This is a genomic window from Pedobacter sp., from assembly GCF_041662865.1.
Lineage (GTDB): Bacteria > Bacteroidota > Bacteroidia > Sphingobacteriales > Sphingobacteriaceae > Pedobacter.
The window spans coordinates 53,703-62,131 of sequence record NZ_JBAZRL010000016.1 but is presented as its reverse complement, the minus strand read 5'-3'; the positions used below and the strand labels follow the sequence as shown (position 1 = coordinate 62,131).

Here is an 8,429-nt window from a genome sequence, read left to right as displayed (position 1 = left end):
TGCTACTAGCATCTTTTAGATCATAAACAAATTCAATGTACTTCTCTGCACTATAATTAGCGCGCATACTAATGCTATTGCCATTTTTAGTGCTGGTGAAATAAAGATTATTGGTGTTTACAATTTTACCATCTATGTTAATATTTAAGCCAAATTTATTTTCAGTTCCATCAAATAAAACAACTGGTTTTCCATTATATGTCTTTTCGTTTTTGACTTCAACGCTCTTAATCTTACCTCCAACATTGGTAAAGGTTAACTTGATTAGTTGGTTTTCTAAAATAGTTGTCGCTTCAGTTCCGTTAAGATTTGCACCGAAAGGACCGTTAGAAATTGCTGTATCTTGTTTTGCAATACTATTTGGTGTTACCGCAGGTGTCGGGGTTGAAGCTTTGCTAGCTCCAACTTTTTTTAGTGAATCAGCAGTAATTCTTTCTTTTTCTTTCTTAATATCCGCCTCGCTAGGTTTCATAAAGAAAACAGCTGCTCCTAAAATCACCATGATCAGGAACAGGCCTGTAAATGTATTTCTATCCATTATTATATTTTAAACGCGTTTATTTGATCTTTTTTTTCGCATACTCCATTGCAGCGGCAACAAATTTAACAAAAAGTGGGTGAGGATTAGCAACTGTTGATTTTAATTCTGGGTGAAACTGTCCCCCAACAAAAAATGGATGATTTTTTAACTCAACAATTTCTACTAAATTACTGTCTGGATTAACACCAGATGCAATCATTCCAGCATCTTCATATTGTTTTAAATAGGCGCTGTTAAACTCATAGCGATGTCTGTGCCTTTCAGAAATATGTTGTTTCCCATAAGCTGCATATGCTTTTGTTCCTCTTTTAATATCACAAGGGTAGGCACCTAAACGCATAGTTCCGCCTTTTGTTGTGATATTTTTTTGTTCTTCCATCATGTTAATTACTTGATGTTCTGAATTTTCATCTATTTCTGTAGTATTTGCATTTTTAAGGCCTAAAACGTTTCTGCCAAATTCAATTACTGCACATTGCATTCCTAGGCAAATGCCGAAGAAAGGAATTTCATTTTCCCTTACAAACTTAATAGCTTCAATTTTTCCTTCAATACCTCTACTTCCAAAACCTGGAGCCACTAATACACCTTGCAAATGACTTAATTTTTCTGCTACATTATCCGGATAGATGCTTTCTGAAGGAATATATTCAACGCGTACTTTGCATTCGTTTTTCGCACCTGCGTGGATAAAAGCTTCTGATATAGACTTATAGGCGTCTGGTAATTCAACATATTTACCAACTAACCCAATTCTCACATCGGCAGTTGGGTTTTTTAAACGTCCTAAGAAGTCTTTCCAGCTTTCCATGTCCGGTTCGTTTTTAGCAGGAAGTTTTAATTTACTTAAAACTGTTTTGTCTAGTTGCTCCTTCATCATCAATAATGGAACGCTATAAATAGAAGAGGCATCAATCGATTCGATTACTGCATTTACATTCACATTACAGAACAAAGCAATTTTTTTGCGAATATCAGCACTGATATGATGTTCGGTACGACATACCAAAATATCTGGTTGGATTCCATACTCTAACAATGCTTTAACGGAGTGCTGAGTTGGTTTAGTTTTTAACTCGCCAGCAGCAGCTAAGAAAGGAATTAAGGTTAAATGGATTACAATTGCATTTGAAGAACCTTCTTCCCATTTAAATTGGCGCACTGCCTCAATAAAAGGCAATGATTCGATATCTCCAACAGTACCACCTAATTCAGTAATTACAATGTCATAGTTGCCGGTTTCACCGAGGATACGCATGTTGCGCTTAATTTCGTCGGTAATGTGAGGGACAACCTGCACAGTTTTACCTAAATAATCTCCTTGTCTTTCTTTATTAATTACATTTTGGTAAATACGACCCGTAGTAATGTTATTTGCCTGCGAAGTTGAAGTATTTAAAAATCTTTCGTAGTGACCAAGATCTAAATCTGTTTCTGCGCCATCTTCTGTAACATAGCATTCACCATGTTCGTATGGGTTCAGTGTTCCTGGATCGATATTGATATAAGGATCAAATTTTTGGATGGTTACACGGTAACCTCTAGCTTGTAAAAGTTTGGCTAATGAAGCGGAAATGATGCCCTTACCTAATGAGGAAGTAACACCGCCCGTAACAAAAATATACTTAGTCATGTTTGTGAGTTTGTGAAATTAAGCGGGCTTTATGGCCTTTTTAATTGTTTTTGTACGGGATACAAAGCTACACAAAAATCTGATTTGAGTGACTAAATGTTTAAATAAATTATTTAGTTGATAGTGAGCGATTAATCGGAAAAGTGGTCAAAAAAAATGTCCAGACTTAGCTGGACATTTTAATTAGAATAGTTTTTTACTATTTTTCTATCATTTTATAATAGCGTACATAGTCAACTTCCATTTTTTGAGGGAAGATAGTGTCGTCAATTCCTTGAGCGCCACCCCAATCACCACCAATGGCTAAATTTAACAACAAGTGAAATCTTTTATCGAAAGGCCAAACTTTGTAACCAGTACCTTCGTTAGCAAATTCGAATACCATTACATCATCATAATAGCCACGAACAGCATAAGGAGTCCAATCTACTCTGTATTTATGGAATGCTGTGCTTGCATCAGGAATAGTTTTTGTACTTGTTTTTTGGGTATTGATTTTAAAATAATAGGCTTCTGTATGCGTTGTGAAATGCACATTATTTTGATCGTAACCAACATGTTCCATAATATCTATTTCGCCAGATTTAGGCCAATCTCCATAGGCTCTATCGGTAGGTAACATCCAAATTGCAGGCCAAGTACCTTTTCCAGTTGGTAATTTTGCGCTAACTTCAATTCTTCCATACAATACATCTAACTTATTTCTGGTAACTAAACGAGCTGAAGTATAAGCCATACCATTCATACTTTCTTTTTTGGCGGTAATACTAAGTTTTCCATCGGCTACGCTAGCATTAGCTAATGAATTTGTATAATATTCTTTCTCGTTATTTCCCCAGCCAGAGCCACCAAGATCATAATCCCATTTTGCAGTTGCAGGCAAACCAGTATAATCAAATTCATCCGCCCAAAACGGTGTAGTTTCAAAAGTCCAATTTTTATCTACAACAACAACAGGAGCTGGAGGAATAATAATTGGTTCTTCTACTTGTTTACCAGAAGAGCAAGATTGACAAGAAAATATGGAGCCGGCCGAGAGCGCAATTAAGAAATATGCATTTTTAATTTTTCTATAAGTCATAGCAGATTAGTTTATAAAGCCTGATTTTTCAACCAGGCTTTTTTGTTTCTATTTAAATTCGAAATCGTCAATATAGAAAATTCCTGGATTTGGATGACCTTCACCGCCTAATTGTACTACAATCTTATCGTACAAAGTTTCTGAAGCCCAACCAGAATAATCGAACTCTAATTGAACCCAAGTATTGTATTGAACCGGGGTAATTGTTTTTACAACCTCTAACTGAGTTGTCCATGCATTGCCACCCAATAATGAGTTTTGCAATTTAATAGAAACTGTTGAGCCAACTTTTGTAAAATCATTTCCTCCAGGGAAAAATACTTTTAATTTGATTTTATTTTTTGTGGTTAAATCGAAACGATAAGGCATGGTAACATTTAAGTTTCCATACTGACCATCAGACCCTGTTCTTTTTTCGTAATAACCAACTTTAGCAGACGTATTTACTGGGAATTTTGATGGATTATCGTAAGATCTTGTGTAATCCATGTTCTCTGCATTCCAAGTAATTGCTGAAGTGTTTTGGAAATCATCAGTAAGATTAGCTGCCTGCATTGGCTTTTGGACAGGTGGTACAACCGGTCTTACATACCCTTTTCTAATCAATTTCAAATACCAAGCGTTACCTGCATTCGATTTGTCTAAACATCTCAACCACATTTCATCATCTGTAAGTGAAAGAATTTGATATTGAGATACACCTAAATAATAAGCTATAAAGCCATTATTGCTTATAGTAATATACTTAATACCGTTTACTGTAGTAACCAACCAAGTTAAATTGGTAGCAGGCGTGTAGTTTACCGTTGGATCATCACTACCAGTAGGTCCACCAATACCTGGGGCATTAGATGCATTGGCAAAAGTAGTTCCATGATTAGCATATGTGTATTTCAATGCATTCATGTTAAATGTCATCTCGTCATCGTAAAACCCATTACTTGCTTTCTCATTTGGACCTGCTTGATACCAGTCTGGGAATTGAGAACCAATAGGGCCAACACCTAAATGACCTTGTTGTGTTTGATCAATTACCCATGTTTTACCTGTTAAGTTAGATAAACCTCCAGAAAGAGTTGTAAATGCAGGATCGTTTAACATACTTGGATTGGTGTTTGCAATTGTCACAACTTTAGTTGTTGATACGGCACCACCTGCTGCTAGCACAGTCAATTTAACAGTATAAGTTCCAGCTAAAGGAAAAGCACCTTGAGCACTTTTTCCATCTGCAGATGTTCCGTTTCCAAAATCCCAATGTGTATTGATGCCATTATAAGTGCTTGAAAAGTTTATAATATTTGGATTTGCTGTTGTCGGCGTTGCAGTAAACTGAATTTCTGCTGCCGTTGGTGGCGTACCTAACTCTCCTGTAACTTCGTCTTTCTGACAAGCTCCAAGTGTAGTTAACATCATTCCGAAACTAATCCAGAGTGAAGTTTTTAATGAATTTCTAAATATTTTCATTTTCCTGATAATTAATTGTAATGTGGATTTTGTTTAATAATACCATTGGTCAATTCGATTTCAGCAGCTGGAATTGGGAGGTATTCGCTTCTTCCTACTGTAAACCCTACTGGACCTAAAACTGCAGCTGCTTTACCAGTACGTACTAAATCAAAGAAACGATGACCTTCTGTAGCTAATTCCAATCTACGTTCATTATAAATATTATCCAATGTAACGGCAACAGAACCTAAACCTACTCTTCCTCTAACTGCATCTAATAATTCTTTAGCTCTTGTAGGATTTGAACCTGTTTTAACCAAAGCTTCGGCTTGCATTAAATACGTATCAGCTAATCTGATTTCAATTTCATTAATTGGCCAGTTTTGCTCAGCGACTCCACTAGCAGAACGATAGGCTTTTAATGGCGCATATTTCTTAATAAAATAATCTGTGTTTTGATAACGAGCATTATAAGTTGCACCTGCAGCTTTTAATGCAGCACCATCTATAATAGTAGCAGCGAAACGCGGATCAGTTTTTAATGCGTTAACTAAGTCTAATGTTACAGGGCAAAATCCCCAGCCGGCAGAGTAAGTATCACCAACAAAGCTATCCATTCCAATAAATTGGGTGCCAACGTTACCTTCGCCACCATTTATCCATCCCCAATCTGTCCATGCTGCATTGCTTGAGTGTGGGATTTCTAATATAGACTCTGAGTTAAATTTATTTGCTGGATTAAAAATGTCAGCATAATTTGGTAATAAAGCATAGCCATATATATTTCCAACTTTGTTAATATCTTCAAATAGAGTAATAGCCTCTGCTAATTTTGCATTATCATTTTGATATAATAATACTTTACCAAGCTGAGCTTTAGCAGCACCTTGAGAAATCCTACCTTTTTCTGTAGAAGAGATAGTAGGAGGTAGGCCAGGAATGGATTCTCTCAAATCTTTCTCTATTTGTGCATAAATTGCTGCTGGAGCAGATTGTGCTTGAGTATATAATTCGCTCGTTTCCAAGACTTTTGTAATCAATGGTACATTACCAAAAAATCTAACGAGGTCAAAATAATAATAAGCTCTTAAGAATTTCACCTCTGCAACAACTCTTGTTTTAAAAGCAGCACTTAGATTAGTAGATTTATCTATTTTGCTTAGAATTAAGTTTGCACGATTAATACCACTGTAATTTTTAGACCATAATCCTACTTGTGGGCCAAGTCTAGAATTCATGTTGAAATTATCATAGGCAACCCAGTTTGGTTGATCGGAGGCATTACTGCCACCAGCCCAACAATCATCTGAAGCCGCACTTAATAAAGGCATTTTCATGGTATAACCACCAGTGGTTCCCCATTGCATTACATCGTAAGTAGCAATAACGCCCTGCATTACTTCTGTTTCATTTTTATAGAAGTTATCTTCCAATGCTGTGCCCCTTGGAGCAATTTCCAGGTAATCCTTTTTGCAGGATATACCTAGTAGCATGATCGCGATAACAGCGATTACATATTTTGAATAGTTATATTTTTTCATGATAAATTTATTAAAAGCCAAAATTAATACCTGCGTAGAACGTTCTCGCTTGTGGATAGTAACCACGATCTACACCAAAACTTCCACCACCAATTTCTGGATCATAACCAGTATATTTTGTTAACGTAACTAGGTTATTTGCCATTAAGTAAATTCTTACTTTATTTAAACCTGCTTTGCCAGATAGTTTGTTTGGTAATGTATAACCAATTTGTAAAGTCTTAAGTCTGAAATAAGAACCATCTTCTAAGAAGAAGCTAGATACACGACTATAATTTTGGTTATCATCCTGTAAAGTTAATCTAGGAGTATTGTTAGTTGTTCCTTCTCCTGTCCATCTATCTAAAATAGCAGTCGTATAGTTAGATGTTGGTAAATCAAATCTTCTTAGGCCATTAAAAATTAGATTACCAGTTACACCTTGACCTAAAACATATAAATCAAATCCTTTATAAGCAATGTTAAAAGTTAAACCGTAAGTGAAATCAGGAAGTGAATTTCCTAAAATTTGTCTATCATTATCATTAATTACACCATCATTGTTTAGATCGATAAATTTAATATCTCCTGGTTTTGCATTAGGTTGGATTTGAGTACCTCCGGCATTTTTATAATTGGCAATTTCTGTAGCATTCTGGAATAATCCATCAGATACGTAACCATAAAATGCTTGGAATGAAGAACCAACTTGAGTACGTGTAACCGTCAAGTTTTGAGGAGTGATGCCTTGTCCATTAATGAATGTTTTATCATCTCCAAGAAAATCGGTTGTATTTTTAATAAAACTACCATTAGCATTAACACTATAGGTAAATTGTCCAACTTTTCCTTTATAACCTAACTCAAAATCAAAACCTTTGTTTGAGTTGTCTGCAACATTACCAATCGGACCATTATTACCTACGTAAGATGGAACGACAATTGATTGAAGCATGCCATAAGTCTTTTTATGGAAATAATCTGCAGTTAAGGTTAATTTACTATTGAAGAAAGATAAATCAACACCAAAATCTAAAATCGAAGTTTCTTCCCATTTCAAGTCTGGATTAGACAATGCATTAGGACTTACACCATTAATTAGGTTATTTCCTCCAAAGGTGTAATTTCTGCCACCACTAACGGTAGCAATGTATAAGTTATCATTGATTTGGTTGTTACCAAGAATACCATATGAACCTCTAAATTTTAACTGGTTTACGATATTGTTCTGAGGGAAGAAATCTTCTTTTGATGCAACCCAACCTACTGACGCTGAAGGAAAATAGCCATATTTATTGTTTGGACCGAATTTAGAAGAACCGTCTCTTCTTGTGATTGCAGTCAATAAATATTTCTCTTTGTAATCGTAAGTTATACGAGCAAATATAGAAGTGAGTGTATTCAAATATTCACCGCCATAAAAGACATCATTAGCACGGGTAACAGGGAATTGGAGAGAAGCATCTTTGATATTATCTACAGGAATACCCTCTTTTGTTCCACCCTGTGTTTCTCCTTTGTTTTTTTGGAAAGAATAACCACCCAAAACTGAGAAGTTATGATCACCAATTTTTTTCGAATAATTTGCAGTATAATCAATAATGTAGGCTAATCCTCTATTACTGTTTTTGTTATAAGATGTAATAGTTGATTGGTTAATTGAATTCAAATAATTTATTGGTGTAAAACCTTCGCTGCCCCAGAATGCTAAATCAGCACCAGCTGAACTACGTAATTTAAAACCTTTGATTACTTCTACTTCAACGAAACCATTTGCCACAACTTTATCGGACCAACCATTTCCTTGAGCTACAGCGAGTGCTGCAATTGGGTTTAAAACTTCTGATTGTGCATATTGTGAGATGCCATATGGGAAACCTTGAGCATTTCTTACAACTGGATTATTGTTGTATGGTGCTGCATTATATTTTAAAGGATCAGTTTCAACTAATGGAGTAATTGGATCTATATTAATTGCTCTACTTAATGGAGAACCATATTCAGAGTTTGTACTTACACCTATCGAATTATTTCTTGCATAAGAAATTGTAGTTCCCAGTTTAATAGATTTTGCGATATTATGGTCAGCACTAAAACGAGCAGTAAATCTTTTGTAAACAGAATTTTTACTTGCTACAATACCTTCTTGATCAAAGTATCCAAATGATCCATAATAGGTTGATTTTGCATTGCCACCGCTAATATTAA

The 8,429-nt window shown here is 35.4% G+C and carries 5 protein-coding genes and 1 pseudogene; all 6 read right to left on the bottom strand.

Translation table 11 applies throughout. From position 1 onward, the window contains the following. Window positions 1-538: pseudogene (locus tag WC622_RS07750) on the bottom strand (membrane protein insertase YidC); the annotation flags it as partial. A 19-nt stretch (window positions 539-557) separates the two neighbouring features. Then, window positions 558-2,174, bottom strand: a complete 1,617-nt coding sequence (locus tag WC622_RS07745; RefSeq protein WP_372818863.1) for a CTP synthase — start codon at window positions 2,172-2,174, stop codon at window positions 558-560. Between the two features lie 199 nt (window positions 2,175-2,373). Next, the gene (locus tag WC622_RS07740) at window positions 2,374-3,255 is read right to left on the bottom strand and encodes a family 16 glycosylhydrolase (RefSeq protein ID WP_372818861.1); all 882 of its coding nucleotides are present in this window, start codon (window positions 3,253-3,255) and stop codon (window positions 2,374-2,376) included. A 48-nt stretch (window positions 3,256-3,303) separates the two neighbouring features. Further along, window positions 3,304-4,719, bottom strand: a complete 1,416-nt coding sequence (locus WC622_RS07735) for a PKD domain-containing protein (RefSeq protein ID WP_372818859.1) — start codon at window positions 4,717-4,719, stop codon at window positions 3,304-3,306. Between the two features lie 11 nt (window positions 4,720-4,730). Further along, complete coding sequence (locus tag WC622_RS07730; RefSeq protein WP_372818857.1) at window positions 4,731-6,242, bottom strand: RagB/SusD family nutrient uptake outer membrane protein; 1,512 nt, start codon at window positions 6,240-6,242, stop codon at window positions 4,731-4,733. A 10-nt stretch (window positions 6,243-6,252) separates the two neighbouring features. Continuing rightward, window positions 6,253-8,429 (bottom strand): SusC/RagA family TonB-linked outer membrane protein (locus WC622_RS07725; RefSeq protein ID WP_372818855.1); only part of this gene is annotated, 2,177 nt, incomplete at its 5' end.

What these genes read in the sequence shown, in the direction of transcription:
- WC622_RS07730 (WP_372818857.1), bottom strand. Translation starts at nt 6,242, where the DNA reads ATGAAAAAATATAACTATTCAAAATATGTAATCGCTGTTATCGCGATC.
- WC622_RS07745 (WP_372818863.1), bottom strand. Translation starts at nt 2,174, where the DNA reads ATGACTAAGTATATTTTTGTTACGGGCGGTGTTACTTCCTCATTAGGT.
- WC622_RS07735 (WP_372818859.1), bottom strand. Translation starts at nt 4,719, where the DNA reads ATGAAAATATTTAGAAATTCATTAAAAACTTCACTCTGGATTAGTTTC.
- WC622_RS07740 (WP_372818861.1), bottom strand. Translation starts at nt 3,255, where the DNA reads ATGACTTATAGAAAAATTAAAAATGCATATTTCTTAATTGCGCTCTCG.